Here is a 1,433-nt window from a genome sequence, read left to right as displayed (position 1 = left end):
GGACCGGGCGGCGGGGACCGGGAAGCACGGCGAGAACGGCGGGGGCGGCCGGGCCGCCCCCGCCGCGCGCTCAGCTCTCGTCGGTGGACTCGTCCTCGACGTCCGCGCGCCACTCGAACGGCGCGTCCACCGCGGGGGTGTGGGACTTGAGGCCGGCCTGCTGCTCCTCGGGCTCCTCGAAACCGTGGTGCGCCATGGGTTCCTCCTTCGATCGGCACCGGTCGCGAACGGCACGGGGACTCCGGATACCTCCCGTGGTCGCGAGCCAGGTGCACCTGCGACTGAGTTGCGAAATCGAATGTAGTGAGCCGACCGAACGATTTCCACCCCTCCCGTTGAACTCTCCGAAAAGCGGCCGGAATTCACCCTCCCCCGGGAATGATCCAACTTCCTCATCGATCCAGGGAACAGTCACCGCACCGATCACCCGGCGGAACCCGGTAGAAAAGACAGCAGCTGCGTCGACGGAAGGCCAGCGCGGAATCGGTGATCTCACCGGTTCCCACCAGGACACCGGTGGCCAGGAGACGGGTGACGAGATCGGTGGCCGGTTCCCGCAGTCCGGGCCGGGCCGCCACCAGGGCGCGCCCCGCCTCGACCAGGGCGGAGGCGGCGTTGCCGATCAGCAGCCGGGGCGCGACACGCACGCGCAGCCCCGCCGCCATGGCCGCCAGGCACTCCTCCATCACCAGCCGGTACAGCAGCGCGGAGGATTCCCCGGCATCCCGCGTCCACCAGCCGGCCGGGGACGGGAACCGCAGGGCGGGGCCGTCGTCGGCGCGCTGGAGGTCGGCCGGGTCCGGCACCACGCCGTGGGCGACGGCGCAGGCCAGCAGGGGTGACCACAGGCGGGCGGCGTGGCCGAGTTGGACGACCGAGGCGGCGACCCGGGGCTCGGTGGTGCCGTACCGGCGGGCGTTGTCGGCCACCAGGTCGGCCGAGCCGGCGGCGTGGCTCTCGGCCACCGGGTGCCAGCCCTCGTCGGGGCCGGCCACCACGGGGGCGAAGAACCCGCCGAGTGTCGCCACGTCGGCCAGGGCGGCGGCGACCGCCGCCGGTGGTGCCTGCGCCGGGGAGGTCACGTCGGCGCTCTCCTTTCCGTGCGGGCCGAAGGGATCGTTTCCGGCCGCGTGGGTGGGGCGGGAATGGTGAATTCGGGAGGTTCCTCGGGGCCTTCGGGATCTTCGGGGTCGCGGAAAACGGAACGACGGGACCCGGGAAGCCGAAGTGATCTCCCGGAGGGATTGGGGTGCGACGGAGCACCCGAAAGGATCGGTGTGGAGCCTTCGACGGGAATTTCGGGCACGCGGAATTCTCCCTCCGCGCTTTTCGGCCGGAAGTGCGTGAATTCCCGGATCCACTCCCGTCCTCCCCCGGGCCGGTCTCCCGTCGGGCGGCTTCCCCGTCCCGCCGGGTGGGGCCCGGCACCTGTC

2 protein-coding genes are annotated in these 1,433 nt (G+C 72.3%); both read right to left on the bottom strand.

All coding sequences use genetic code 11. The features are described from left to right. Positions 1–70 precede the first annotated feature (70 nt). A complete protein-coding gene (locus tag FNQ90_RS28260) occupies positions 71–196 on the bottom strand; it encodes a hypothetical protein (protein WP_267133101.1) in 126 nt (41 codons plus the stop codon). Positions 197–392: 196 nt separating this feature from the next. Then, positions 393–1,082: a (2Fe-2S)-binding protein gene (locus FNQ90_RS23090; RefSeq protein ID WP_182608120.1), complete on the bottom strand. Its 690-nt coding sequence runs from the start codon at positions 1,080–1,082 to the stop codon at positions 393–395. Between the last annotated feature and the right edge of the window lie 351 nt (positions 1,083–1,433).

Source organism: Streptomyces alkaliphilus (assembly GCF_014141535.1).
In the GTDB taxonomy this organism is placed as follows: domain Bacteria; phylum Actinomycetota; class Actinomycetes; order Streptomycetales; family Streptomycetaceae; genus Streptomyces; species Streptomyces alkaliphilus.
This window is presented reverse-complemented; position numbering and strand designations above follow the sequence as displayed.